The 23,880-nt window shown below is 66.1% G+C and carries 32 protein-coding genes and 1 pseudogene; 17 read left to right on the plus strand and 16 right to left on the minus strand.

Features of this window, described 5'->3' with window-relative positions:
• Positions 1 to 7 precede the first annotated feature (7 nt).
• Positions 8 to 517: a DUF7097 family protein gene (locus NKJ34_RS07925; RefSeq protein WP_253737753.1), complete on the plus strand. Its 510-nt coding sequence runs from the start codon at positions 8 to 10 to the stop codon at positions 515 to 517.
• 50 nt (positions 518 to 567) lie between these two features.
• Here NKJ34_RS07925 and NKJ34_RS15755 read toward each other — a convergent pair whose 3' ends face one another.
• Positions 568 to 702 (minus strand): hypothetical protein, encoded by a 135-nt coding sequence (locus tag NKJ34_RS15755; protein ID WP_256488662.1) that lies wholly within the window; start codon positions 700 to 702, stop codon positions 568 to 570.
• 175 nt (positions 703 to 877) lie between these two features.
• Here NKJ34_RS15755 and NKJ34_RS07930 point away from each other — a divergent pair, with 175 nt between their 5' ends.
• The 4 genes and pseudogenes from NKJ34_RS07930 to NKJ34_RS07945 all read left to right on the plus strand — a co-directional run bounded on the left by NKJ34_RS07930 (position 878) and on the right by NKJ34_RS07945 (position 4,091).
• On the plus strand, positions 878 to 1,987 hold the full coding sequence (locus NKJ34_RS07930) for a glutamate-cysteine ligase family protein (RefSeq protein ID WP_253737754.1): 1,110 nt from the start codon (positions 878 to 880) through the stop codon (positions 1,985 to 1,987).
• Entirely contained in the window at positions 1,987 to 2,691 is a 705-nt protein-coding gene (locus NKJ34_RS07935) for a type 1 glutamine amidotransferase (RefSeq protein ID WP_253737755.1), read from the plus strand. The genes NKJ34_RS07930 and NKJ34_RS07935 overlap by 1 nt, the downstream gene beginning before the upstream one ends.
• Before the next feature lie 88 nt (positions 2,692 to 2,779).
• Positions 2,780 to 3,328: a GMP synthase subunit A gene (locus NKJ34_RS07940; RefSeq protein WP_253737756.1), complete on the plus strand. Its 549-nt coding sequence runs from the start codon at positions 2,780 to 2,782 to the stop codon at positions 3,326 to 3,328.
• 107 nt (positions 3,329 to 3,435) lie between these two features.
• Positions 3,436 to 4,091: pseudogene (locus tag NKJ34_RS07945) on the plus strand (trimeric intracellular cation channel family protein).
• Between the two features lie 30 nt (positions 4,092 to 4,121).
• On the opposite strand, the gene NKJ34_RS07950 reads toward NKJ34_RS07945, so the two are convergent.
• The 7 genes from NKJ34_RS07950 to NKJ34_RS07980 form a co-directional block, all read right to left on the minus strand.
• Complete coding sequence (locus NKJ34_RS07950; protein ID WP_253737757.1) at positions 4,122 to 6,716, minus strand: PAS domain S-box protein; 2,595 nt, start codon at positions 6,714 to 6,716, stop codon at positions 4,122 to 4,124.
• A gap of 131 nt (positions 6,717 to 6,847) precedes the next feature.
• On the minus strand, positions 6,848 to 7,090 hold the full coding sequence (locus NKJ34_RS07955) for a DUF3194 domain-containing protein (protein WP_253737758.1): 243 nt from the start codon (positions 7,088 to 7,090) through the stop codon (positions 6,848 to 6,850).
• Positions 7,091 to 7,480 carry a prefoldin subunit beta gene (locus NKJ34_RS07960; protein WP_253737759.1) on the minus strand — a complete coding sequence of 130 codons (390 nt, stop codon included), beginning with the start codon at positions 7,478 to 7,480 and terminating at the stop codon, positions 7,091 to 7,093.
• A 75-nt stretch (positions 7,481 to 7,555) separates the two neighbouring features.
• Positions 7,556 to 7,819 carry a KEOPS complex subunit Pcc1 gene (locus NKJ34_RS07965; protein WP_253737760.1) on the minus strand — a complete coding sequence of 88 codons (264 nt, stop codon included), beginning with the start codon at positions 7,817 to 7,819 and terminating at the stop codon, positions 7,556 to 7,558.
• A 4-nt stretch (positions 7,820 to 7,823) separates the two neighbouring features.
• Positions 7,824 to 7,958, minus strand: coding sequence for a DNA-directed RNA polymerase subunit P (locus tag NKJ34_RS07970; RefSeq protein ID WP_253737761.1), 135 nt, complete (start codon positions 7,956 to 7,958; stop codon positions 7,824 to 7,826).
• On the minus strand, positions 7,959 to 8,225 hold the full coding sequence (locus tag NKJ34_RS07975; protein WP_253737762.1) for an eL43 family ribosomal protein: 267 nt from the start codon (positions 8,223 to 8,225) through the stop codon (positions 7,959 to 7,961).
• Between the two features lie 97 nt (positions 8,226 to 8,322).
• A complete protein-coding gene (locus NKJ34_RS07980) occupies positions 8,323 to 9,048 on the minus strand; it encodes a DUF2103 domain-containing protein (RefSeq protein WP_253737763.1) in 726 nt (241 codons plus the stop codon).
• Between the two features lie 159 nt (positions 9,049 to 9,207).
• Here NKJ34_RS07980 and NKJ34_RS07985 point away from each other — a divergent pair, with 159 nt between their 5' ends.
• The 3 genes from NKJ34_RS07985 to NKJ34_RS07995 all read left to right on the plus strand — a co-directional run bounded on the left by NKJ34_RS07985 (position 9,208) and on the right by NKJ34_RS07995 (position 12,285).
• A complete protein-coding gene (locus tag NKJ34_RS07985) occupies positions 9,208 to 10,653 on the plus strand; it encodes a sensor histidine kinase (RefSeq protein WP_253737764.1) in 1,446 nt (481 codons plus the stop codon).
• 208 nt (positions 10,654 to 10,861) lie between these two features.
• The gene (locus tag NKJ34_RS07990) at positions 10,862 to 11,392 is read left to right on the plus strand and encodes a DoxX family membrane protein (RefSeq protein WP_253737765.1); all 531 of its coding nucleotides are present in this window, start codon (positions 10,862 to 10,864) and stop codon (positions 11,390 to 11,392) included.
• A gap of 242 nt (positions 11,393 to 11,634) precedes the next feature.
• A complete protein-coding gene (locus NKJ34_RS07995) occupies positions 11,635 to 12,285 on the plus strand; it encodes a type IV pilin domain-containing protein (protein WP_253737766.1) in 651 nt (216 codons plus the stop codon).
• Positions 12,286 to 12,453: 168 nt separating this feature from the next.
• Here the strand turns inward: NKJ34_RS07995 and truD are convergent, their stop codons facing one another.
• Positions 12,454 to 13,806 (minus strand): tRNA pseudouridine(13) synthase TruD, encoded by a 1,353-nt coding sequence (truD, locus tag NKJ34_RS08000; protein ID WP_253737767.1) that lies wholly within the window; start codon positions 13,804 to 13,806, stop codon positions 12,454 to 12,456.
• 253 nt (positions 13,807 to 14,059) lie between these two features.
• Here truD and NKJ34_RS08005 point away from each other — a divergent pair, with 253 nt between their 5' ends.
• The 5 genes from NKJ34_RS08005 to NKJ34_RS08025 all read left to right on the plus strand — a co-directional run bounded on the left by NKJ34_RS08005 (position 14,060) and on the right by NKJ34_RS08025 (position 16,809).
• Positions 14,060 to 14,539, plus strand: coding sequence for a phosphate-starvation-inducible PsiE family protein (locus tag NKJ34_RS08005; protein ID WP_253737768.1), 480 nt, complete (start codon positions 14,060 to 14,062; stop codon positions 14,537 to 14,539).
• Between the two features lie 162 nt (positions 14,540 to 14,701).
• Positions 14,702 to 15,118: a hypothetical protein gene (locus NKJ34_RS08010; protein ID WP_253737769.1), complete on the plus strand. Its 417-nt coding sequence runs from the start codon at positions 14,702 to 14,704 to the stop codon at positions 15,116 to 15,118.
• Positions 15,119 to 15,126: 8 nt separating this feature from the next.
• Positions 15,127 to 15,993, plus strand: coding sequence for an FAD:protein FMN transferase (locus NKJ34_RS08015; RefSeq protein ID WP_253737770.1), 867 nt, complete (start codon positions 15,127 to 15,129; stop codon positions 15,991 to 15,993).
• Positions 15,977 to 16,264 carry a hypothetical protein gene (locus NKJ34_RS08020; protein WP_253737771.1) on the plus strand — a complete coding sequence of 96 codons (288 nt, stop codon included), beginning with the start codon at positions 15,977 to 15,979 and terminating at the stop codon, positions 16,262 to 16,264. Before NKJ34_RS08015 ends, NKJ34_RS08020 begins: the two co-directional genes overlap by 17 nt.
• Positions 16,264 to 16,809, plus strand: a complete 546-nt coding sequence (locus NKJ34_RS08025; protein ID WP_425491808.1) for a hypothetical protein — start codon at positions 16,264 to 16,266, stop codon at positions 16,807 to 16,809. The genes NKJ34_RS08020 and NKJ34_RS08025 overlap by 1 nt, the downstream gene beginning before the upstream one ends.
• On the opposite strand, the gene NKJ34_RS08030 is transcribed toward NKJ34_RS08025, so the two are convergent.
• From NKJ34_RS08030 to NKJ34_RS08045, 4 genes are all read right to left on the minus strand, one after another.
• A complete protein-coding gene (locus NKJ34_RS08030; protein ID WP_253737773.1) occupies positions 16,803 to 17,324 on the minus strand; it encodes a winged helix-turn-helix transcriptional regulator in 522 nt (173 codons plus the stop codon). The two genes, NKJ34_RS08025 and NKJ34_RS08030, sit on opposite strands and share 7 nt — an antisense overlap.
• Positions 17,325 to 17,326: 2 nt before the next feature.
• Complete coding sequence (locus NKJ34_RS08035) at positions 17,327 to 17,614, minus strand: hypothetical protein (RefSeq protein ID WP_253737774.1); 288 nt, start codon at positions 17,612 to 17,614, stop codon at positions 17,327 to 17,329.
• A 115-nt stretch (positions 17,615 to 17,729) separates the two neighbouring features.
• Positions 17,730 to 18,068, minus strand: a complete 339-nt coding sequence (gene pth2, locus NKJ34_RS08040) for a peptidyl-tRNA hydrolase Pth2 (protein ID WP_253737775.1) — start codon at positions 18,066 to 18,068, stop codon at positions 17,730 to 17,732.
• Between the two features lie 106 nt (positions 18,069 to 18,174).
• A complete protein-coding gene (locus NKJ34_RS08045; protein ID WP_253737776.1) occupies positions 18,175 to 18,330 on the minus strand; it encodes a hypothetical protein in 156 nt (51 codons plus the stop codon).
• Between the two features lie 240 nt (positions 18,331 to 18,570).
• Between NKJ34_RS08045 and dcd the strand changes: the two genes are divergently transcribed.
• Both dcd and NKJ34_RS08055 read left to right on the plus strand, forming a co-directional pair.
• Positions 18,571 to 19,194 (plus strand): dCTP deaminase, encoded by a 624-nt coding sequence (gene dcd / locus NKJ34_RS08050; RefSeq protein WP_253737777.1) that lies wholly within the window; start codon positions 18,571 to 18,573, stop codon positions 19,192 to 19,194.
• Positions 19,191 to 20,099 carry a thiamine-phosphate synthase family protein gene (locus NKJ34_RS08055; RefSeq protein WP_253737778.1) on the plus strand — a complete coding sequence of 303 codons (909 nt, stop codon included), beginning with the start codon at positions 19,191 to 19,193 and terminating at the stop codon, positions 20,097 to 20,099. The genes dcd and NKJ34_RS08055 overlap by 4 nt, the downstream gene beginning before the upstream one ends.
• Before the next feature lie 26 nt (positions 20,100 to 20,125).
• On the opposite strand, the gene NKJ34_RS08060 is transcribed toward NKJ34_RS08055, so the two are convergent.
• Positions 20,126 to 20,323, minus strand: a complete 198-nt coding sequence (locus NKJ34_RS08060; RefSeq protein ID WP_253737779.1) for a hypothetical protein — start codon at positions 20,321 to 20,323, stop codon at positions 20,126 to 20,128.
• Positions 20,324 to 20,551: 228 nt separating this feature from the next.
• On the opposite strand from NKJ34_RS08060, the gene NKJ34_RS08065 reads away from it, so the two are divergent.
• Positions 20,552 to 21,226, plus strand: a complete 675-nt coding sequence (locus NKJ34_RS08065) for a class I SAM-dependent methyltransferase (protein WP_253737780.1) — start codon at positions 20,552 to 20,554, stop codon at positions 21,224 to 21,226.
• On the opposite strand, the gene NKJ34_RS08070 is transcribed toward NKJ34_RS08065, so the two are convergent.
• Together NKJ34_RS08070 and NKJ34_RS08075 are read right to left on the minus strand one after the other, a co-directional pair.
• A complete protein-coding gene (locus tag NKJ34_RS08070) occupies positions 21,227 to 21,775 on the minus strand; it encodes a metal-dependent hydrolase (RefSeq protein WP_253737781.1) in 549 nt (182 codons plus the stop codon).
• A 34-nt stretch (positions 21,776 to 21,809) separates the two neighbouring features.
• On the minus strand, positions 21,810 to 22,739 hold the full coding sequence (locus tag NKJ34_RS08075) for a sulfide-dependent adenosine diphosphate thiazole synthase (protein ID WP_253737782.1): 930 nt from the start codon (positions 22,737 to 22,739) through the stop codon (positions 21,810 to 21,812).
• Between the two features lie 116 nt (positions 22,740 to 22,855).
• Between NKJ34_RS08075 and NKJ34_RS08080 the strand changes: the two genes are divergently transcribed.
• Positions 22,856 to 23,866, plus strand: coding sequence for a glutathione S-transferase family protein (locus NKJ34_RS08080; RefSeq protein ID WP_253737783.1), 1,011 nt, complete (start codon positions 22,856 to 22,858; stop codon positions 23,864 to 23,866).
• Positions 23,867 to 23,880 lie beyond the last annotated feature (14 nt).

The following is a 23,880-nucleotide window of genomic DNA, read 5'->3' on the forward strand; positions in this document are numbered from 1 at the left end:
CGTGGGTATGGAGCGCACGCCGGATGGGACGCCCGTCGGCGTCGACGACCCCTACGAGATCGCCGGGGTCTGTGACCACCTCACCGACGACGGCCGGTGTCGGCTCGCGCTCGCCCACGCGGGCGTCGACCCCGAGTTTGCGGCCGAACGGCGGGCCGACGGCTACGCCTGCCACGTCGGCGCCGAGGGCGCGTGGTCCGACTGTCGACACTACCGGTCGACGACGAACGAGCGGGAATGCGAGCGCTGTGGGCTCGAAGAAGTCCGCATCGCGCACGACGAGCGTCGACCGCTGCTCGAAGCACACCACCTCTCGTATCCAGACGGCGAGGGGACGAGCCACGAGATCACCGTCTCGCTGTGTCGGTGGTGTCACGCCAAGGTTCACAACTCGTTTGCGCGGGTCGACGACGACGCCGAACCCGACCCCGAGGCGGTTGCCGAACGCGAGACGCGACGCGCGGCCGAACAACAGGAGTTCGGATTCCAGTCCGCCAGCGAACGCTCCGACCGGTAGCCGACGCCTACTGACAGCGCTCGCCCCGCCGAGACGCTGGTAGCCGACGCCTACTCGCGTGTCTCCCCGCTGTCGACCGCGGCCGCGGCGTAACTGCCGACCGGCGTGGTGGCGTCGACGTCCGCAACCGCGCCGTTTGGTGCCCGATCGTCCAGTATATAAGGTTGTATTGAGACATTTGTCATTAGATTTTAGTTATTGTATGCTGCCTGTGACGCATGTCTGTGAATAACTCTCACGAAACGTATCCTGCGGAGCGATCCGGCGGCAGAGCCGTCGGGAGTTCCCGGCAGCGGGCCACCGCCCGACTGCCCCGGTCGACAGCACCGAGCATGCACACACACGCGAGAATCCAGAGCTGTGACAGGACACGACACACCGGTACGGCGGAGCATCGAGATCGAATACTGGGTGGTCGACGAGGCGGGGCACCTGACTGACCCCGGCGAACTCGTCGGAGCGTCGCCGGGGGTCGAACGGGAGTTCGTCGCCCCGCTGTTGGAGATCAAGACATCGCCGTGTGAGTCGACCGCCGAACTCCGTTCGGAGCTGTTCGGCCGGCTCCGGGCCGTCTGCCAGCGGGCCGACGAGCACGGCAAGCGGCTGGTCCCGCTGTCGACGCCGCTGAACCACGAGACGATCGCCGAACTGCCGAGCGACCGGACCCGGATCCAGAACCGCGTGATCGGCGACTCGTTCCAGTACGTCCGCCACTGTGCGGGCACCCACATCCACGTCGAACAGCAGCCGGGAGCGGCGATCGACCAGCTCAACACGTTAATCGCGCTGGACCCGGCCCTCGCGTTGGTCAACTCCGCGCCCCACTTCCGGGGCCGGCCGCTGGCGGCCGGGGCCCGCTCGGAGCTCTACCGCCGGCTGGCCTACGCCGACGTCGACCATCAGGGGCGGCTGTGGCCCTACGCCGACGACCGCGACGAGTGGACCGACCGCCTCGAAGCCCGCTACGACGAGTTCGCAGGGCTGGCCGCCGACGCCGGCGTCGACCCGGCGGCCGTCGAGGCGGCGTTCGATCCCGAGAGTGCGGTCTGGACGCCCGTCCAGCTCCGGGAGACGTTCAGCACCGTCGAGTGGCGGTCGCCGGACGCCACCCTCCCCGGCGAGGTCCTTCGGCTATCCGAGACGATCGCGGACCTCGTCGGCCGGCTCGATGGGACCGACGTCCGGATCGAGGGGTCGACCGGCGAGGTGGGTGAGGCGGAGATCGTCCTCCCAGAGTTCGATGCCCTCCGCGACTACGTCGACACTGCCATCGACGACGGGCTCGGCGACCCCCGGCTACGGGCCTACCTCGACCGGATGGGGTTCGACGTCGAGGCCTACGAGCCGATCGCCCGCGAACTCGTCGGGACGGGGGCGGTCACCCCATCCGAAGCCCGGTCGCTGCGATTGGAGTACGCCGACCGGCTCCGCGCTGCCGTCGACCGGCCGCCGTCGCTGGAGGCCGACTGATGGGTCGGCCACGGATCGCCCTCCTGAACGCGGCCCACAAGGCCGTCGACACCCGGCGGAACTTCCACCGCGAACTCGACGCCGAGATCGAGACCTTCCACGCGCCGTCGGGTGCGTTCCCCCCGGATTTCGGGTACGACGGCTTCGTCGTCACCGGTTCGGCGGCCTCGGTCTACTGGGACGAGCCGTGGATCGGCGACCTCAAGTCGTGGGTCGGTGAGGCGGTCCGGGCGGGGCTGCCGGCGCTGGGTGTCTGTTTCGGCCACCAACTGCTCGCGGACGTGCTGGGCGGCAGCGTCCGGGCGATGGGCGACTACGAGATCGGCTACCGGACGGTGTCTCAGGACGGCACGAACCGACTGCTCGCCGGCGCACCCGACGACCTGACGGTGTTCACCACACACTCGGATCACGTCACCCGGAAACCTCCCGGGGCGACGGTGTTCGCCGAAAACGAGTACGGGATCCACGGCTTCCGCAAGGGCCGGGTCTTCGGCGTCCAGTTCCATCCCGAGTACGACCGGTCGACCGCCGAATCAATCGCCGCCAGCAAGGACGACGAGCTATCGGCCGAGCGCCTCCAGCAGGTGCTCGACGGCATCACCGAGGAGAACTACGCGGCGGCCTGCGAGGCCAAACGGCTGTTCGACAACTTTCTGGAGTACGTCGAGGAGGTACGGGCCGAACGGCTCGCGGTCGACTGACCGCTCGGTCGCCCCGATCTATTGCACGAACGCGCACATTTCGACCCCGATCCGGTTCGCTTTTGAGCCCCACCATCCAACATCGCCCATGACCCGCATCGTCGTAATCGACAACCACGGGCAGTTTACGCATCTGGAGCACCGCGCCCTCCGGGATCTCGGCGTCGACACCGACCTCATCGACAACGACGTCGACCCCGATGACGTCGAAGCCGACGGCATCGTCCTCTCCGGTGGTCCCGATATGGACCGCATCGGCCGCTCGGCGGCGTACCTCGACCGCGACGTGCCCGTGCTCGGGATCTGTCTCGGCATGCAACTCATCGCCAACGAACTCGGCGGCACCGTCGGCTCGGGCGACTACGGCGGCTACGCCGACGTCACCGTCGAAATCCTCGACGAGGACGATCCACTGATCGGCTCGCTGGCCCCCGAGACGCGCGTCTGGGCCAGCCACGCCGACGAGGTCAAAACCGTTCCTGAGGGCTTTACCCACACCGGGACCTCGGACGTCTGTGGCGTCGAGGCGATGAGCGACACCGACCGCGATCTCTACGGCGTCCAGTGGCACCCCGAGGTCATTCACACCGAAGAGGGCGAGGAAGTCTTCGAGAACTTCGTCGACATCTGCGAGTAGGTCGACATCGATTCCCCCGCCGATCCTATGTACGAGACACCCGAGAGACAGAGCCGCACGACACCGAGTCACGTCCCCCGAGACGCCGGTCTCGGCGATCGAACGCCATGATCCGGCAGCTCTGGGCGGCGCTGTTCGGCGATCCGTTTCTCGTGATGAACACGATCGGGTTGGTCGCGTTCGCACTCGTCGGCTCGGCCAAGGCGACCGCGAGGAGTTCGACCTCTTCGGGATCGTGGTCGTCGGGTTGGCAACTGCCTTTGTCGGCGGCGTTACCCGTGATCTGCTCGTGAGTCGTGTCCCGCTCGTGTTTCAGTCCCCGACCGAGATCGGGTTGGGGCTCTTCGGGGCCGGGTTAGCGGTCGTCCTGAGTGTGAGTTTGCGGGCTCCCGACGAACACGGGATTACCGTCGTCTCGGATGCGATCGGGCTCGCGGCGTTCGCCACGACCGGTGCGATCGTCGCCACCGGGGCCGGGTTCTCCGCGTTCGGCGTGGTTGCGATCGCTACGATCAACGCCGTCGGTGGCGGCGCGTTCGCGGATATCCTCCTCGATCGCGCCCCGTTTATCCTGTTCGACGATTTCTACGCGAGTTGTGCCGTGCTGGGTGGCTGCGCCTACTGGCTCGTCGACACCCTCGGCGCGATAGACGGCGGCGCTGCAGTCGCGTGTGCCGCCGTGACCGTTACCGTGCGTGTCGTCGCCGTGACGCGGGGCTGGTACGTCCCGACGGTCGACCACCTGAAATCGATCGCCAAGTAGCGGCCGGTCGTCGACACCCGCGATCACGTGTTAGCCGCCGGTCTGCTCTACCGGCGATCGCCCCCGGAGCGGCAGCTGGACGCGGATCGTCGTCCCCGCCTCGCTGGTGGTGGCGCTGATCGAGCCGCCACAGGAGATCGCCAGCCAGTTGACTTTCCACAGCCCCAAGCCGCTGCCGTGGCGGAGCGGCGCTTCGTCCCCGTCTTTGACGACGACGAGCTCCTGCTCGGAGAGCCCCGGTCCGTCGTCTTCGACGCTGAGTGTCACGTCGTCGTTCGACTGGGTGACCGACAGCCGGAGGTCGACTGCCGATGGCTCGCTGTCGTGGTGGACGATCGCGTTCTCGACGAGCTCTTCGGCGATCCCGACGAGCTCGACGTCGACCCGCTGGTCGCAGACCGCCTCGCTGGCCTCGATGTCGAGGGCCGCGCCGTGGGTGGCGGCGGCTTCGGCGGCCGCCGACACCACCGTCTCGATGTCGACCCAGCTTCGGCCGGTCTCGTCGTCGGCGAGGATGCGCTCGATCTCGCGGGCGGCCTCCGACTGGGACTCGACGTGGTCGACGCGCTCGCTGATCGCCGCCAGCGGTTCCGCCAGCGACGCCGGGAGCTCCCCCGCGTTCCGCTCCCGGAGGCGGTCTTCGAGCACCGTCGTGTTGCCGGCGATGACGTTGACGCTCGTCCGGAGGTTGTGCCGCAGCACCCGGTTGAGTACCGAGAGCCGCTGTTCCCGGAGGATCTTGTCGGTGATATCGAACTGGATACCGACGAACGCCTCGGGGTCGCCATCCGGTCCGATGACCGGCGAGATCGTCTGCTGGAGGATATAGCGGTCGCCGTCCTTCGAGCGGTTGATTGCCCGCTCTTCGAAGATCTCGCCGTCGGTGATCGTCTCCCACAGCTCCTCGTAGTGGGCCTCGCTCATCTCGCCGGACTTCAGGATGCGGTGGTTCGAGCCGACGGCCTCGTCGGCCGTGTAGCCGGTCAACTCCTCGAAGGCCGGATTGACGTACTGGATGACGCCCTCGGCGTCGGTGATGCTGATCGCCACCCCGGCGTGTTCGATCGCCTCCTCGTATTTGAGGGCCTCCGCGTGGGCTTCGATGGCGTCGACGGCCTGCGGGATCCGGTCGCCGAGTTCGGCGAGGATCTCCCGTTCGGCGGCGGCAAACCCCTCGGGGGCGGCCGTGTACACCCCGAGGACGTAGCGCTCGTCGCCGAGCGTCATCGGCACCGCAACACACTCGGTGAGACCACGGCTGGCAGCCTCGCTGCCCCACGCCGCGTCGGTGTCGGCGGCGTGAGCGTGGCGGTGGTCGCCCTGCTGTGCGGCCGCCACAACGGGTTCGGCCGTGCTGGCGGCGGTCGAGGCCCAGGCGGCGTAGGCGGTGGCCGCGCCGGCAGCCACCCCCGAGACGCCGGTGCCCTCGTCCGGCCGCCGCTCGGTCGACTGTCGACCCGTCGTGCCGCCATCGGCCTCGGTGACGGGGGTGAGCCAGACGAGTTCGTAGGCGTCGATCTCGGCGACCGACTCGGGGATCCGGCCGATCAGTTCGTCGGGTTCGGTTCCCTCGACCAGTGCTTCGGTAAGTTCCCGGTAGAGACCGACGAGCGATTCGAGCCGCAGCGTCCGCGTGACGTCGGTGAACGTGATGATCTCCGCGGCGATCAGCGACCCCGCGACCTGCGAGCGCTCGACCTCGTAGCGCCGCTGGCGGCCGCCGACGGTGTAGCGACGGTGGACGGTCTCGCCCGGCTCGATAGCGGCGAGTTCGGCGTCGACGTCGCCGATCGGCACGCGAGGGATCGTCGATTCCCCGAGGATGTCGGCAGCCTGCTCGTTGGCGTCGATCACGATCCCCGACTCGTCGAGGACGAGCCCCCCACCGGAGAGGCTGTCGGCGAGGACGGTCTGGCCGGGCGAGCTGTGGTTGGCGAACTCGGTGCGGGCGTAGAACAGCACGCCGACCGCGAACACCGCCACCCCCAGCGGCTCGTAGTTGATCGTCAACAGCAGCGCTGCGTACTCCGAGAGCACTGCAGGCACCAGCGGCAGCGCGGTGACGACGACCAGCGCGTACAGCAGTGTCGGCCGCGAGTCCCCCCGTTTGAACGAATCGAACAGCCAGACGAAGCCGATGACCGCCGCCGTGTAGGCGAAGCCGCTGACGAACCAGTGGATCGCCCCGTATTCGACCATCCAGTGGGCGAACGGCTCGGTGGTTCGCGCGACGCTGAAGTAGAGTCCGTGGATCGGGTTGGTGAGCTTGACCAGAAAAACGGTCCCGAGCACGCCGGCGGCGGTGAGCTGCAGCGACCGCCGCCGGTGGTACTGGTGGCCGGCGTACGCCGAGGCGAACGCCAGCCACGCGAAGACGGTCGTGATCCCGACGATCAACCCGCCCTGTTCGAGCAGTCGCACTGCCACCCGACCGTCGACGAGCAGCTGGAGCGCGGTCAGCAACGACCAGACGCCGCTGAGAACCAACAGCGACCCCAACCCCCGACGGACGTCCGGGTGGTCGATCGCCCGGGAGCCACCCACGGCACCGAAACAGACCACCGCCGCACCGAGAAACACGAGCAGATACACCCCTCTGACCGACCCAAGGTACTGCTCTATCATCGATCGTGAAGATATAGACAACTGATATTGCATTACTGTGTCGCTCTTTGTCACTCGTCGGGAGTCGACCGGTCGGTCCCACCCGGCGTTGCCACTCGTCGGCTCGGAACTGCCTGAACGAGGACGGCTGTTCAGGCGAACAGGTCGTCGACGGCGTCCTCGGCGGCCTCGATCGCCTCGTGGGCGACCGCCTCGGGATCGGCGTCGGCGTCGTCGACGGTGTTCAGGTAGACGTCGACGTCGAGGACGCCGTCCTCGAAGCCGACGGTGATATCGAGGTCCGTGACCGCGCTGTTCGCGAACCGGGCGAACACGAGGCCTTCGGCGGCCTCGGCGGCGGTCTGGACGACCGTTTCGTCAGTCGGCGCCGACATTTAGGCGCCTGCGCCGCCGGGACCCTGCGGGCCGCCGGGGCCGCCCGCACCGCTGAGCATCTCTTGGAGCTCGTCCTGGAGCTTCTCGAAGCGTTCCTGGACGCGCTCTTCCTGTTTGGTGAGCTGCTCGACGCGGACTTCGAGGTTCTCCTGTTTCTCTTCGAGCTGGGATTCGGCCTCGTCGTAGTCCGTCTCGATCAGCAGCTCGCCGACCTCGCGGTACATAACCGAGTCGGCGTCGACGCCATCAAGGGCCTCGAGGGCCGTCTCGGTGTCGTTCAGCGAGGTTTCGGTCTGCTGTTTCTGCTGGGCGACGTTCTGAGCGGTCTCCTGCAGATCTTGGAGCGTTTCGAGCTTCTCTTGGGCTTCCGGCGGCAGATTACCCTGCATACCTCCGGAATTGGTCGCCACACGCAAAAACCCCCGCAATTCGATCCGCCGGTCTCACCGGCGGTCAGTCGGCCGCTAAGGGCCTCGTTCGGCCTCACAGCCGGCGACCTGCTCGGCGACCGAGACGTACCGCAGCCAGCTGTTGAGCCCCGCCCGCAGGGCGATCTGATCGGCGGCCGCAACTTCGACGCCGACGGTCGCGCCCGTCCGGTCGACGTCGACCGTCGAGCGGTCGTCGTCGAGTTGGCCGGCTTCGACGCTGATACTCCGGGCGACGAGCGCCGCATCGGCAGCAGAAGGATAGTCGAACCGCAGCACGGCCGTGTGGGGGTGTGACACCGGGTTACTCGACCGAGACTTCCTTGACGCCGCCGCCGCGTTCCTTCAGCAGGACGCGGTGGCCGCAGTAGGGACAGCGGACGCCGCCGTACTCGTCGAGTGTCACGTCGCGCTTACAGCGGGAACACTTGTAGCTCATCTATTCGTCTTCGGCCAGCGCCGCGCGGATCGACCGGCGGACCTGTCGACCACCCGGCGTCTCGGGCTTGTAGGCCCCGCCGGTGAACGTCTCGCCCGTCTCCTCGTTGACCCAGATGCCGGTGCCGACGCGTTTGACGCTGTCGCCGTCGACCTCGGCGTTCTGCATGTCGGCTTCGATCTCTTTGACCCGCTTGCGTGAGACTCGTCCGTAGCGTGCGCCGAAGCGGCCGGCGCTGCCGGTCGAGCGTGCCTTGTTGTCGGCCATAGTAGCAGCGTCTACTGCCAGAGTCCGTAAAAAGCTGTTGTGTCGACCCGACCGTGCCAGCGCCTTGCAGTCGTCCGGCCGTCGACTCGCCGGCGGGCTACTGCAGATCGGCTTCCGCCAGCGCGTCGTTGAGATCCGTCCGCACCCGCTCGCCGGATTCGAGGTCCATCGCCGTTGTCACCAGTCGGTTCTCCTGAACGCTCGACCCGTCCCGCAGCAGCATCCGGACGTTGCCGTTGGTGTCGGCGCGGGTGATCTTCGCCCGGAGGCCCTGCTGGGAACCGATCCCGCCGGCGTCGATCGGGCCGGGGATGATCTTCTTGACGTGGGGGTGGTCGGCGACGACGCTGATCGCCTTCCGGCCCCGGCGGTCGCCGATGATCGTCGAGTGGCTGCCACCGATCTTCTCCCGCGGCGGGATGTCGACCACTTCGAGGGCGCGGTTCCCTCGGCGGTCGAGCACCGCCTGCACGGGGTCGTCGTCGGGAACGCGGAAAAAGTCGTAGTGGAGTTGGCTGCGTGTCTCCCGGATGGGCTCGCGGTCGCCGGCGGCGAACACCGCTTCGGGTCGCTTGCGTTGAATCTCGTCGGCGACCCGCCCCGCGAAGTTGCGGAGTTCGACGACTGTGGCCCGATCGTCGTCGTCGGTCTCGGGGACGGTCGTGATCGTCGTCTCTCCGAGGACCTCCTCGCCGTCGAGCATGGTGAGGGTCGCGGCCTCCCGGTCGAAGTCGGCGACGACCCCGTCGCAGTTGGCAGTGTGACAGACCAGACAGTAGTCGCCCGGTCTTTCGAGATCGGCGTGACACTGCCGGCAGTGCATACCTGACCGTGGGTACTCCGGAATGAAACGTCGTTCGGTCGCCGACGCGCCGCGGGAGTCGACGAGTCGGGCGGATCCGGCCGCTGTGAGAGTCGGCTGGGCGAGTCGGAGACGCCCATTGTCCGTGTGTTATAACTACATACACGCCGAGCTAGAGGTATGACAACCGGATCGGACGCCGGGGAACCCGATGCCGTCGAGGCGACGCTCGGCGAGGTCGTCCCCTTCCCCTACCACTCGCTGGACGCCGACGGCGTCGTCCGGACGGTCAACGACGCGTGGCTCGAGGCGCTGGGCTACGACCGCGACGCCGTCGTCGACACGTGGTTCGGGGCGTTCCTCACCGCGCCGTCGACCGAGGTCTTCGAGCGGCGGCTGGCCGCCCTCGACCCCGGCGAGCGGATCGAGGGGGTCGAGCTCCGACTCCGCCGGGCCGACGGCGAGACCGTCGACAGCTCGTTCAGCGCTCGCGCCGGCGAGGACGGCCGGAGCCACTGGCAGTTCGACGACACCACCGCCCGCGCCGACGTTGATGTCGATGCCGACGCTGACGCTGAGGCCGCCCGGTCGCTGCTGGCAGAGGTGATGGAGGCGGTTCCCCATCCACTGTACGTCATCGACGCCGACAGCTACACGGTCGAACACGCCAACGCCGCCGCTGCCGTCAACGAGGGGTCGACCTGCTACGAGCTCACCCACGGCCGGGATCGCCCCTGCCACGAGGGCGAGTCGACCTCGCCGTGTCCGCTGGAATCGGTCCGTGAGACACACGCGCCGACGACGGTCGAACATACCCACTACGACGAAGACGGCTCCGAACAGGTCCACGAGGTCCATGCCGCGCCGATCGTCGGCGACGACGGCGAGGTCGACCGGATCGTCGAGAGCATCATCGACATCACCGAGCGCGCGGAGTACGAACAACACCTCAAACAGCAGCGTGACGATCTGGATGTGCTGAATCAGGTGTTGCGCCACGACATGCGGAACGACCTCCAGTTGGTGTTGGCCTACGGGGAGATGCTCGCATCGGTCGTCCCCGAGGACCATCGGAGCCACCTCGAGACGGTGATCGAGAGCGCCGAGCACGCGGTGGAACTGACGACGACCGCCCGGGATATGTCCGACGTCCTGCTCGACGAGGGCGACGACATCGGGCGGGCCCGGCTCCGGCCGGCGATCGAGACCGAACTCGACAAGCTCCGGTCGACGTACACCGACGCCGATATCACCGTCGACGGGACGATCCCGGAGACGACCGTGACCGCCAACGACCTGCTGAACTCGGTGTTCCGGAACCTGCTGAAAAACGCCGTCCAGCACAACGACGAACCCGTCCCCGTCGTGACCGTCTCGGTGACAGAGGCCGACGACACCGTGACCGTTGAAGTCGCCGACAACGGTCCCGGTGTCCCCGACCACCAGAAAGAGGAGATCTTTGGCAAAGGCGAAAAGGGACTCGAAAGCGCCGGCACCGGCATCGGGCTCTACCTCGTCCAAACGCTCGTTAGCAGCTACAACGGCGAGATCACCGTCGACGACAACGATCCCGAGGGTGCGGTCTTCAGCGTTCGGCTGCCGCGGGTCGACGACGGGGACGACTGACTCGCCCCACCCACGACCGACGGCCCCCAGTCACGACTGATCCGCCAGTCATGACTATTTCTCCCAATCGGTCGACACATGGTGTGCGGACGAGCCCGCTCCCGTCGGGCGAATTGTGTGTCAGTCACACGCGCTATTCCCAGTTGCTAATAACATGCTCGCCAGTTTAATATACCCCGGTGCGTCCGTCCAACTGGAGGGAACGCCAATGACAACAACCCAAACAACAACCGTGTTCGGCGCCGGAGACTACCTACAGCGGGCCGGAAGCGGAGCGACATCGCTGCTCGTGGCGGTGCGGCTCATCGTCGGCTACTGGTTCCTACATGCGGGCTGGACCAAGTTCGCCTTCGTCGCCGGCGAGCCGTTCGACGCGACGGGCTACCTCGCCAACGCCGAAAGCCCGATCGCGTGGCTCTTCGAGATCGTCGCGGGGACGCCGTGGCTCCTAGAGTTTACCAACTTCATGATCCCCCTCGGCGAGTTCCTCATCGGACTGGGGATCATCCTCGGGGCACTGACGCGGCTGGCCGCCTTCTTCGGCGGCTTCCTGATGGTGCTGTTCTACCTCGGGAACGCCGACTGGGCCCACGGCTACGTCAACGGTGATCTGATGGGACTGCTCCTGTTCGCCATCATTGGCGTCCTCGCCACTGGCCGCGTCCTCGGTGTCGACGCCGCCATCGAGGACACCGACTTCGTCCAACAGCGACCGTGGCTGCGCTACCTCCTCGGGTAGCTCCCCGTTCACCACACTCCCCTTTTGACGCTCGCTGCGAGTCGTCGCGTCGTCCTGCTCGCCGGACCGGCGAGCGAGCCGCCGCGACCTGACTCCACGAGATGAGGAATCCCGAAAGCGGGCGTATCCCGCGTGCCTCCTCGCGGGAGGGTTGCCGAACCGACACGTCGCCGGCGATCGCCGATGACCAGACAGTTGTCGATAGATAACTCCTTGCTCTCTCCCGACAAAGGCAGTGACGTATGTCCGCAGACCGGGCAGTCTCGCCAGTCATCGGGACGGTGGTGATGGTTGGCGTGGTTGTGCTGTTGGCTGCGGTGGTGAGCGTGAGCTTTCTCGGGATCGTAACCGAGGCGAAAGACACGAACGAGCGACCCATCCCAGTCAGCGACAATCTCCTCTCGAACGGTGACTTCGAGACCGGGACGCCCGAGTCGTGGATCAATGGGTCTCTTGAACGCCCCGATCCGCGCATCATCACCACCGACGACCCCTCACAGGGGAACTATGCGCTCCGGATGGACGGCACCGACGACTACGTGGCACAGAACGTCACGAAACCGATCAAATCGGGGCGGATCTATCGGCTCTGTGCGGATTCGAAGACGACAACGCAGGATACGGACGTGTATATCGGTGTCCAGTACTACGATTCGGAGTCGTTCAACGAGGATACGACCATCGAAAAGGCATTCTACACGGTCGACTCGACATCGTACCGCGAGCAGTGTGTCTTGACCGAACTGCCCGACCGGGACGTGGTGGGTGCCCAAGTGTGGATCTACGACGGTGACACGGGCAGTTCCGGCACGGTATTCGTCGACGACATCTCGCTCGTCGAAGTGCGGTATCTCGCCGATCCGGACCGGGACACCGACAACGAACCGGCGTGATGTCGGTCGACTGACCCCGTTTTGACGCCCCCGTGTCTCACCGTCCGGGCGCTCTGTCAGACGAACTCTTCGCGGTGGACGCTCGTGGTCCGCTCGATACGTGGGGAGCGAACTGGTCGCGTTCGGTGCAGGGGGAGCTTCGTTCCGTACACCGCCGTTGGCGTTCCCTCAGAGGTCCATCGGTTCGCTCTTCATGAATTCCCGCATGACCCCGGTCGCATACGAGCCGCTGGGGAGGGCGAACTCGAAGGTCAGTTCCTCGGCTTCGACCGTCAGATCGGTCCGGACGAGGATCGCCCGCCGAGTGCCGGTCGACTCGAAGCTGCCGGGTAGCTCGAAATCCGTCGGTGTGAGAGCCAGCTCGTCGAGGAGCTCGCGTTCGATCTCGCCGGGTTCGCCGTCGGCCAACTCGGTTTCGGCCCCCACCAGCGGCGCCGTGACGAACGCCCGCCCGCGGTCGCAGTGGCGTTCCATCACGCTCACACGCTTCCCCGAGACGCGCTGGAGCCGGTCGGTGTCCGGTGCGTACAGTCCGTCGGGTGCCTCGCGGTCGACGAAACAGCAGACGTCGCCGTCGATCGGTCGGTCGAAGGGGAGGCCGCGGCGCAGGCGCTCGGAGAGAATCCGGTTGAAGACGTACGACTGGGCGGCGTTGACGAAGAGCCGCTGGAGGTTCCACGGGACGGCTTCCAGCGCGTGTCGGAAGTCGTCGGGCGCATCGGCTCCGTCTTCGACCAGCCGGTGGAGCATCGACCGCTCGTAGCCGAGATAGCCCGGCATCTCGTCGAGACAGGCCTGCCAGTCGGGGTCGTCGCTGGCGGCCTCCTCGGCGACGAACTGCCGGGCGTTTCGCGTCGCCTCGCGTTCGGTCTCGAAGGGGTTGGCGACGTACGCGAGGACGGCCTCGCGCCACTCTCGCCGGACGATGTTCAAACCGACCTCGTGGGTGACCGGTCGCTGGCTGCCGAAGCGCTGTTGGCCGAACCAGTTGGGAACGCCTGCGGCCCCATCGCCGTCGGCGAACTCCCGGAGCGCAGCCGTCGTCTCGCGGGTCAGTTCGGCCGCAGTGGGTTCGGCATCGCGAATGCGGATCTCGAACCGATTGCCGTGCAGGTCGCCGAAGGAGATCGACCGCCCGGTGCGGCCGAGGACCTCGATTTCGGCGCCACGAACAGCGAGTGCGTCGACGGCGTCGGGGTCGACGTCCCGAACAGTGAACAGTTGGGTCGTCACGGCGTGTTTGTCCTTGGTGCCGGCCCACGCGACCCGTTCGCGGCTGATCCCCAGCGCGTCGGAGATCCGGCCCGCGAAGTCGTTGGTGTCCCACTCTCGGAGCGTCGCTCGCAGGAGGACTTCGGGGTACGCGCCGGGGTCGGCGTCGACCGGTTCGGGGTCGAAGTGCTCGATCTCCGCGACGCGGAAATCCTCGGGGTCGGTCCGTAGCTGGCCGCCGATCCCGTCGGCGTCGCTGACGTAGTAGTCGATGCCGACCGCCTGCTCGATCGGGTGGGCCTCACGCACGGCGCGTCACCTCATCGGCGGTTCGGCCCTCGCGGGGACGTCGACAGTGCGGGTTCATATCTCCGAGTTGGGTGCCAGCTACATCGACCTGTCCTTTCGGCGTGGGCGACCACCGCCGTCAACGTGGCGTCGCCGGCACGCGCCGTCGACGCGACGGACGACCGCCGCCACTGGCGTTCCCAACGGAACAAGACGTATCCGTGCGAGCGGCGTAGTTCGGCTATAGTCGGGGGAACCACCCGGCTTCGAACCCATGAGCGATGACGACCAGTCGGCGCTCTCGCCGTCGGAGCGGTATTCGCTGCTCGTTGAGCGGTTCGTCCACGGCGTCGAGTTGGCTGCCGCGACGGTGTTTGCGCTCCTGTTTGCGGTCGGTGTCGTCGACCTGATCCTCCAGATCGGCGGTGCGGTACAGACCGGGAGTATCACCGATCCACTCGTGGTGATCGGCTTCATCGATACGGGACTCCTACTTCTGATCATCGTGGAGGTCTACCAGACGGTGTTGGCCTACGTCGAGGAGAACAACACCCGGCGGATCGTCCAACTGGTGATCTACACCGGCGTGATCGCGATGGTCCGAAAGGCGATCATCTTCCGGACCGGCGAGTACGCAACCGTTCAGGATGCACTGCTGGCTGCCGGTGCCTACACGCTGATCATTTTCGCGCTGGTGGCGCTGCTGTTCGCCGAGCGGGTCTACGGCGGGGCGTCGCCGCTGGAATCCGACTGAGACCCGCTACCGCAGGCATCAGCCGTGTCGTGATCGGTTCGGGTCGACGGTAACGCTTGCATAGCGCGCTGCGGCCGACTGTTCGACGATCGGACGACGATTCGACGGTCGGACGCAAACACACTATACGGCGGTGTGGATTGCTCCATCCGCACCCGACCTATGCGTATCCCCGTTCCATCCAACCGACTCGTCGCACTCACACTCGCCGGCGCACTGTTGACGATGGCCGTCGCCGTCGGACTCGCGGTCCCCGGCCTCGGGATCGGACCGACGACCGAACCGCCCGGTGACGCCCCCGATTCGACCGTCGACGGCGATGCCCCCGACCCCGCCGAGAACTTCACCCCAGACGTCCAGACGGGATCGGAGTACGAGGACGACGATGACGAAGACGAGGGGCATGAAGAGTACGAGAATTACGAGGAGCACGAGGACGAAGATGACGAAGACGAAGAGTATGACGAGTACGAGGATTACGAGGAGCACGAGGACGAAGATGACGAAGACGAAGAGTATGACGAGTACGAGGATTACGAGGAGCACGAGGACGAAGATGACGAAGACGAGGAGGACTGATCGTCGACATGTCCGTGCTCTCGGCCGCATACGACCGGTTGGGCGAGACCCACCTCGAATTCGGGTGCTGTGATACGACGTTCCGGATCCACGCCACCGGCGTTCGCGCCGCCAGTAGGGCCGTTGCGGCCCGCCGGACGGCCGAGGAACTCGAAGCCCACCTCGATGGCTTCGACCCCGAAAGTGCCGTCAGTCGACTCAACGACCGGGGGGCGGTCCGAAACCCCCACGTCGCTCGCATCGTTCGGCGGGGGCTCGAATACGGCGACCGAACCGGGGGCGTCTTCGACATCCGGCAGGGCCGTCTCGAACACGACCTCAAAGCATACCTCCGCGGCGAGCGCGACGCGCCCCCCGAGACGTTCGACACCGGAAGCGTGACCGTCGACGGCGACCGCGTCGAAACCGAGCGTCCGCTCGATCTCAACGGCCTCGCCAAGGGGTACATCGTCGACCGGGCGGCGAGCGCGCTCGCGGGGCTGGGTCGCTCCGGGTTCGTCAACGGCGGCGGCGATCTGTCGCCACCGACGGGCCCGGTCGGCATCGAGAGCCCCTACGGCGACGAGACGCCGCTAAAGGTCCTCGACACCGAGTGGTCGGTCGCCACCTCCGGCGGCTATCGCCGCGAACGGGATGGGGTCGACCACGTTTACGAACCGACTGTCGAGCGCATCGGGGCCCGCCACGAGTCCGTGACCGTCGTCGCCCGCCGCGACTGCATGGAGGCCGATGCACTGGCGACGACGCTCGCAGCCCTGCCCCTCGACGATGCGCTGTCACTCGCCGAGGCGTGGGATGGGCTCGAAGCACTCGTCGTTCACGGCGGCGTCTTCCACCGAACGGAGGGGTTCGATCGCCATGTCGTGGACGAATAAGCAGCGCGTCACCGTGCTGGCGGTCGTCGTCCTCGTCGCCTCACTGCCGGTCCTGTGGCAGATCGGCGACGTGCGTGCGACCGCCGCCGTCGAAGAACAGCAGGCCGACCTCGTCGACCGGACGGTGTCGGCGCGGCAGGCTCCGGCCGACTACGACGGCGACGGGATCGCCGACGGGACCGACCGGTGTCCGAGGCGTCCGGAGACCGACAACGGCTATCAGGACGCCGATGGCTGTCCGGAAATCGTCGAGACCACGGGGGCGTCGTGATCTCCCAACTCGTCTGGCTGGTCGACCGCGGGGCCGCCCTCGTTGCCTCCCCCGCGCTGTATCTGGCCGTCCTCACCGGCGTGCTCTACAACACCGAGGCCTTCGGCGTCCTCCACGAGGCGGCCCGGCGTGTCCACATCGAACTCTCGGTGTTCGCGATGCTAGTCACGTTGCTCCACGCCGGGGTCGGCGTCCTCGATTCGTGGTTCGTCGTCTCCGGACAGGCCCCGAAGCCGGCCTACTCGCTGTCGTATTTCGCGGGTGGTGTCGGCGTCGGGGCCGGAGCGCTTCTCCTGTTGATCGTTGCCGTGCTCGGCTTTACCGATCCGGGTCGGTTCAGTCGACCGTGGGGGCCGCGAGTCGTCCACGCCTTCGCCTACGGCGGGTTCGCCTTCGGTACGATCCACGCCGCCGCGGTCGGCACCGACGTGGTCGGGTTCGTCCGTCCCGTAGTGGTCCCGTCGCTGGTTTTTTTGCTGTACGTCCTCCTGCTCCGACTGCTGGTGTTGCGGGGCGATACGGCCCCCGACGCGGCGGCTCAGTAGCTGTCCCAGAGGCCCAGTAGCCGGTCGACGACTCGATCGGTAAACGACTGGCGGTGGATCGTATAGAGGTATCTGACGCGGTCGGGATCGTCGACCGCGTAGGCGACGCGTCGACCCTCTCGCTGTTTGGTGACGAGTTCGGCTTCGGTGAGCTTCGAGAGGTGCCACGAGACGGTCGAGTCGGCCTTCCCCACGCGGTCACTGAGATCGCTAGTCGACAGCGGGCCGTCGGTGAGTAAATGCGCGAGGATGCGTCGGCTGTACTCCCGTCGGAGTGCGTTCATCACGGTCCGGTCGGCCTCGTCGAACTCCGCGGCCGGATAGTAGCGGGTGTACTGGCCATCTTCGGAGACGTCGACGAGGCCTTCGTCGGCGAGCCACCGGAGGTGATACTGGAGAGTGCCCTTCGCGTAGTCGAGATGGTTAAGCAGCGCCCGGAAATGGATGCCGGGCGCGTCGGCAATCTGCTGGTAGATGGCCCGGCGCGACGCCAACTCGAGATCCGACTCCGACATCGCTACTCCCGTGAGATGGCGACGAAAAACGTCAGGAGCCCTCCGAGGATCAACAGCGCGCTCCCGTGTTCGAGCAGTTCGACCGTTCTCGCGCCGAGATACGGCAGCAGTGGGTACTCCAGAAAGACGATCAGCCCGTAGACCGCAAACATCGCGTAGCCGCCGGCGACGGTCCCCATTCGGCGGTCGCGCTCCCGCCGCCACGCGAGGTAGCTGACGGCGCTCAACACCCCTGCGACGAGGAAGATGCCGAGGCTGACGTACTGTTCGAGCAGCGCCGCGAGCGTCACGGCTCACCCGTCTCGAACGTCGACGCCTCGCGAACTGTCCTCATAGCTGTGAAAAGAGATGCCGACTCGAAAACCGTTGGCGTCCAATCGTCGAATCCGACCGGACAGCGGGCGATCAGTACAGCGAGAGGTCGCCGGTGACGCGGTCGACGAGGTTCTCCTCGCCCGGCCCGACCGCGATCGCCGTCGGCGTCCCCGGTTCGAGTTGGGTGTGGCCCGCATCGCGGATGATCGCATGCGGGAGGCTATCGCGGCGGGCCTTGTCGGCGAGTTCGAACAACGTCGATTCGTTGGGGGCTTTGACGACGATCTTCTTTTGGCCGCCGCCCTTCCAGGCTTTGCGAGTTTTGGGGTCAGTGTCCTCGTAGGCCGACAGCGAGGCGTGGGCGACCTGAGCGGCGAGTTTGCCTTTCCCCATGCCGATATCGGTTCGGGCGGCGATGACCTGTTTCATATCGTGGTCTTCGGTGGTTGGGTGCTAAGAGGCTGTGGATCGACTTGGTCCACTACTGATTCGGCTTCGGTCCTGTATCTATGGGTCTTGCTTATAACACCGGTTCTCATCGGCCTACGTACTCGCGATAGCTGAACTGCTCACCCTGGTACAGCCACTTCTCGATGGCTATGCCGATCTGTGAGGCTAGTAATGCAATGACGATCGCAATCATCATGCGGTCGAAGTTGAGAGCCAACAGTTGCCAGACCGCTATTCCCATCGAAGACAGAAAGAGAGTATAAAAAAGCCGCAGTGCTAGTTTCACCTGTCGTTGTGAACACCGACTCTTTATCCGTTGTGCTACACCTCCATTGGCTCTTGGCCCCTTCATAGTGTCAACTATGCTGTGGGAATCACGGAACCTCCGTAAAAAGAACCGTGATCTCACTCGACACTGACCGATCACGAGCAATCACGACAAGTATATGGGTTTTTATCGTGTCCGCCGAACTCACCGACAATGATCCTCTCGGACACCGACCTCCTCGAACGCTTGGGCGAGGGCGACCTCGTCGTCGACCCGATTGACGACATCGACACCCAAGTCCAGCCGGCGAGCATCGACATGCGCCTCGGCTCCGAATTCCTCGAATTCCAGCGCACCAACATCCCCTGTATCCACCCGAATCGCGCCGAGGAGGTCGACGACTACGTCCGTGAAACCTACGTCGAAGAGGGCGAGGAGTTCATCCTCCATCCCGGTGATTTCGTCCTCGGAACCACCAAAGAGCGCGTCGAGATTCCCTCGGATCTCGTGGCGACCGTCGAAGGACGATCCTCCCTTGGCCGGCTTGCGGTTGTGGTCCACGCAACTGCCGGCTTCGTCGATCCGGGCTACCGCGGACAGATCACCCTCGAACTCTCGAATCTCGGCGCGGCCCCGGTCGCCCTCTCGCCCGGAATGCGAGTCTCCCAACTCGTCTTTACCGAACTCCGCTCGGAGTCGACCCGGCCCTACGGTAGCGAGCGCGGCTCGAAGTATCAGGATCAGGCCGGGCCGCGGGCCTCGAAGATCCAGGACGACCCCGAGTTCGTCTCGACCGACGACGCCAAAGCCGGGCCACCCCAAGAGGACCCACAATGAAGTTCATCGAAGAACTCGTCGTCGAGGAGTTCTTGCCGACGATCCGGTCGATGCTCGCCGAAGCCCTTCGCGACCGCGAGTTGACCCAACGGGAGGTCGCCGACGTGCTCGGGATCAGCCAGTCGGCGGTCTCGAAGTACGCCCACGGCGAGGTCGCTCGCAACGAGCGGATCGCTGCCGACCGACGCGTCGCCGACCTCGTCGAGGGGGTCGCCGACGGACTGGCTACCGGCGATATGAGTCGGGTCCAAGCGCTGGTCGAGATCGAAGTCCTGATCCGCCAACTGGAGGACGGCGATCTGCTGGCGGAACTCCACGAAGACGCCATGCCGGGGCTCGTCGAGGCCGACGTCGACTTCTCGGTCCACGACCCCGACAGCCGCATCCGAACCACCGAACAGGTCCGGTCGTCGGTCCGCCGCGGTCTCCGGACGCTCACCAACATGGGCGGCTTCGCCGCGCTCATCCCGAACGTCGGCTCGAACCTCGTCGAGTGTCTGCCCGATGCCGCGACCGTCGACGACGTGGCGGGCGTCCCCGGCCGCATCTTCGATATCAAGGGCCGAGCGACCGTCCCCTCGGACCCGGAGTTCGGCGTCAGCGAACACGTCGCCTCGGTGTTGCTGGCCGCCCGAACCCACGCGGTCGACGTCCAAGCCGGGCTGAATATCGCCTACGATCCCGATCTCGTCGCGGCCTTCGAGGACGCGGGCTACACCACCGTGGAATTCGACTCCGAGGCCCGCGAGGAACTCGACGCGACCATCGGTGCGGCGGTCGCCGAGGCCGACCTCTCGGAGACGTTCGTCTGCTACCAGACCGGCGGCTTCGGCATTGAGCCGATTTCCTACGTGCTCGGTCCCGACGCCCCGACGGTTGCGGCGGCCGTCCGGGCGGTCGCCTGAGCGTCGACCGGGTCGCCCAGAGCCGGCTACTCGGCGTCCGAGTCAGCCGTCGACGACCGGCGTTCGTCGGCCGTCTCGGTCGGGTCGCCGAGCGAGATCCCACACCGAAGCGCCGCGGGATCGGGGTAGTTGATGTCTACGATCCGCTTCGAGAGGGTCACCGTTCCTGCCGTAACCCGGTCTCGGTGGGTGTCGTCACGTTCGTCCGTCTCGTCTGTCGACATACACCGCCTCCGTTTCCGCACCGCTTTGTTAGCCGCAGCATACCGATTCCGACGGACAATCCGCACTGCACATAGCCGTATCGTGACCGAATACTATCATGTTACATACTGCCTACGTACACTAACGTGATCATAACGTCCCATGCTGTCTCCCGATCGGCTCTCGTCCGGGGGTCGTAGTGATCCCGGCGATTCGTTTTTTCCATGTGTCCGGCGATAGGGGCCTGTATGACCGACCCGGCCGAGCCGACGTCGCAGTTCTACACGCGCTGGGCGCGGCTCTACGACCTGCTTGCCGTCCGGACACCGGGGATCGGCAGACTCCGTCGGGCCGCCGTCGATCGCCTCGCTCCACGGCCGGGCGAGACGGTCGTCGAGATGGGGTGTGGTACCGGCGCGAACCTCCCGTTGTTGCGCGACCGCGTCGGTCCCGAAGGCAGGGTGCTCGGAGTCGACGTCAGTCCGGGTGTCCTCCGGATCGCCGCCGCCCGGATCGACCGTGCAGCTTGGGAGAACGTCGGCGTTCTGCGTGGCGATGGGGCCCAACCACCGCTTGACGCGGACGCGGTCGACGCGGTCTTTGCCTCGCTGGTCGTCGGCATGTTCGACAATCCGGCCCGCGTGGTCGAGCAGTGGACCGACCTCGCCGGCTCCGGCGGGCGGCTCGGCCTGCTTGACCTGGCCCGGAGTAGCCGCCCTTGGGCCCGGCCGCTCAACGGCCTGTTCCGCCGGTTCGTCACGATCGCGAACCCGCAGTCAGTCCGGCGGTCGACCGCGCCACCGACCACCCTCGACCACCGGGTCGCGGCGGCCCACCGGCGGCTCCACGAGCGGTGTTCGGATGCCGACACCGAACGGCGGGCTCTCGGGTTCGCCCGAGTGAGTGGCGGCACGGTCGATTAGCTACAGGACAACGAGCAGGCACGCCGTGAGCGACAGTGTTCCGGCCCGGAAGCAGAGCCGGTTGGCCCGCGGGCTCTTCGAGGCGGTCAGATCGGCGGTGTAGTGGCGGTCGGAGAGCGGTCGAAACGGCCACAGCCCCATCGGCGTCACGAGGTCGCCCACGAGGTGGCCCAGTACCGCCAGCGTCGACACACCACCGAGCCAAACCGGTAACCAAACGGGTAGTAGCGAGCAACTACTTATATACCAGTTCGAGAGCGCGGTGCCGAGACCGGTCACGAGGCCAACCAGCAGGCCGACCGCCAAGGCGAACCAGACGGTGTGGGTCGGTCCGCGGTGGTCGAGGCGGTCGGTGTTGGTATCGAGATCGGGCAGCGGCGCGAGGGCGACCATCAGCAGGCCAGTCACCACCGTCAGCAGTGGGTAGCCGGTCGACAGCAACACCCCTGCCAGCGGCGCAAACAGCAGCAGCGAGATGCCGACGTGGCCCAGCACGTACACAGGGAGCGTTGGCTCGCTGTCGAGAAGAACAGTTCGGCGAGTAGTCACCGCATACCAGGAGAGGCCGCGGTGCGAACCGATTTCAGTCGTCGGCGGGCGAGGGGGCAACCGAGAAGTCGACGGCGGTCCCATCTTCACCGAGTTCGTCGAGGGCGACCGCGGCGGCGCGCTTGCCCGACAGCAACATCGCACCGAACGTCGGCCCCATTCGCGGCAGGCCATGGGTGGTCGCGGTGGCAAGGCCGGTGGCGATCACGCCGTCGTGGACTTTGCCGGTCTCCTCGACGACGACGTCCTCGGACTGGGTGACCCACATCGAGTCGTGGCCGGGCGAATCGTGGCCCGGCGCACCGTACTGGCCGTCCTCGCTTTGGTCCATGCCGACGTTGTGCTCCTCGGCGTGGCTGATCCCCGGCGCGTCGAGGACGCGGCGTTCCTGGAGTTTCGAGACGACGACCGCCTCGTGGCCGGTGGCATCGATGACGAGATCGGATTCGACGGCGATCGGGTCGACACAGGTCAGTTCACGTGGCAGGGCGTGGACCGGCGTCCAGTTCATGACGATCCCCGCCACACGGTGGTTCTCCCGGACGACGATGTCGGTGAACTCGGTCATGTTCTGGATCTTCGCGCCCGCGTCGCAGGCGGCCTTGATGAGTGCGGAACAGGCGTGGGGCCCCTTGGCAGTGTGGAGGCCCTCTACTTCCTCGCTTTCCTCGTGAGGAACGTCGAGTTCGTCCAGCACTTCGTCGGCCGGTTCGCGCACGGTGAGCGTGTTCATCAGGAAGCCGCCGAGCCAGAAGCCGCCGCCGAGGTAGTTGTTCTTCTCGACGACCATCACTTTCACACCCTGTTCGGCCAGCTCCTTGGCGGCCATCAGCCCCGATGGGCCGCCGCCGACGATGATCACGTCGCTCTCTGTGAAATCGAGGAACTCGTCGCTGAACTCTTCGGTGATCGCACGCGTGACTTCCGCTTCGTCGGCCTGACTGAAACCGCTGAATTCGGACATACTACCTAGTGATATACCTAAGTGGTACAAGTGGCTTGTGGTCGGGCTGACGGGGTGGTAACACCGACACAACCGCAAGCAACCCTTTTGCGCCCAGCGCCCGTCTATCAGTACTAATGAACATGCTCGTCGACGGCGAGTGGCGAACCGACACCTTTCAGGCGACCAACGAGGAGGGCGCTTTCGAGCGGCAGACGACCCCCTTCCGCGACTGGATCGCCGGCAGCGACGTCCCCGACCACGTCGACACCGAACCGGACGACAGATTCGAGGCCGAAGCCGGTCGCTACCACCTCTACGTCTCGCTGGCCTGTCCGTGGGCCCACCGTACCCTCTTGGTCCGGGCGCTGATGGGCCTCGAAGACGCCATCGACGTCTCGATCGTCGACCCCTACCGCGGCGAGGACGGTTGGCAGTTCACGCCCGAGAAGGCGGGCTGCACTGAGGACAAACTCCACGGCAGCGACTACCTCCGTGAACTGTACGTCGAGGCCGACCCCGACGCGACCTGCCGAGTGACGGTGCCTGTGCTGTGGGACACGAAGGAAGAAACCATCGTCAACAACGAGTCACGCGAGATCATCCGGATGCTCTCGACCGGCTTCCGCAACGTGGCCGAGCGGGACGTCGACCTCGCGCCCGAAGCGATCCGCCAGCAGGTCGACGAGATCATCACCGACATCTACGAGCCGATCAACAACGGCGTCTACCGTGCCGGGTTCGCCACGAAACAGGGACCCTACGACGAGGCTGTCTCGGAGTTGTTCGACGCGCTCGACCACTGGGACGAAGTCCTCGAAGACCAGCGGTTCCTCGCGGGCGACCAGCTCACTGAGGCCGACATCTGTATGTTTACCACGCTGATCCGGTTCGACCACGTCTACCACACCCACTTCATGTGCAACGTGCAGTACATCCACCAGTACGATAATCTGTGGCCGTACCTCCGAGACGTATATCAGCAGCCCGGTGTGGCCGAGACGGTCGACATCGACCATATAAAGGAACACTACTACACGACCCACCCCGATGTGACGCCCCACGGGATCATCGCCCGTGGCCCGGATCTGGACTTCTCGGAACCACACGACCGCGACCGACTTACGGCCGCTGCCGACTCCCAGTAGTCGGCGTCTAACTA

The organism is Halohasta salina (assembly GCF_024178165.1).
GTDB classification, from domain to species: Archaea; Halobacteriota; Halobacteria; order Halobacteriales; family Haloferacaceae; genus Halohasta; species Halohasta salina.